Below are 759 nucleotides of genomic sequence, written 5' to 3' on the forward strand. Positions count from 1 at the left end.
TAAAAATCCCTCGTTAGTGAAAACGATTAATGATTTTCGTGACTGGGTTATTTCTGGGTCAGACTAATGAGGGCTCGGGCGTGCAGTTCGGCAGATTCGCGGTCGAGGTGGATTAAGCCTTTTTGCAATAATCCGTAATCATAATTACGGAGAGATCTCCATGTCCTTTTACAATAGAGTTTTTCATCGTATTGGGTTATGTCAGGATAATAATAATCAAATCCATTTTCCAGTGGCTTCCTCACTGGTTCCGGCACATCTATCTCACCGATTTTTATAATAGGAGTTACTATGCGATATTCAGTAAAACTGTCAAAAGGCATATTTGGGCCGCATTTTTTCCAAATTTCATAGTTATACAATCTATGTTCAAAATGCTCCCACGGTCTATCCGTCTCCTGCGCTAATTTCGCGTACGCCATGATTAAATCGGCGTGGATATGTTTAGCCATTGTTATTTTCCTGTCGGTGGTTGGGGTAGTGGCATCCAGTGGGTTATTTGATATTCATTATCCTGCAACCAGTTATCGGAACCTATATATTCGACACGAGCCCAAACCCAGTCGTCAGCGACATTGTCATATACTCTGACAAAACAATCCCAATAAAATTGGTCGTTATAAAACCAACCACCAAAAACTGGTGTATCTAAATCAGGCAACCTATCACTACATTTAATCCACTGTATATTTTTTATGGTCTCCTCATAATGATTTAGAATCAATTCTTCCATTTCTTTATCAGATTCATCACTCATTA

At 39.1% G+C, this 759-nt stretch carries 2 protein-coding genes; both read right to left on the reverse strand.

Features of this window, described 5'->3' with window-relative positions; translation table 11 throughout:
- Nucleotides 1–47: 47 nt before the first annotated feature.
- On the reverse strand, nucleotides 48–452 hold the full coding sequence (locus tag Xhom_RS25140) for a hypothetical protein (RefSeq protein WP_069315393.1): 405 nt from the start codon (nucleotides 450–452) through the stop codon (nucleotides 48–50).
- 2 nt (nucleotides 453–454) lie between these two features.
- Nucleotides 455–759 (reverse strand): DUF551 domain-containing protein (locus tag Xhom_RS25145; protein WP_069315943.1); only part of this gene is annotated, 305 nt, incomplete at its 5' end.

Origin of the sequence: Xenorhabdus hominickii, from assembly GCF_002632725.1 — a bacterium.
In the GTDB taxonomy this organism is placed as follows: domain Bacteria; phylum Pseudomonadota; class Gammaproteobacteria; order Enterobacterales; family Enterobacteriaceae; genus Xenorhabdus; species Xenorhabdus hominickii.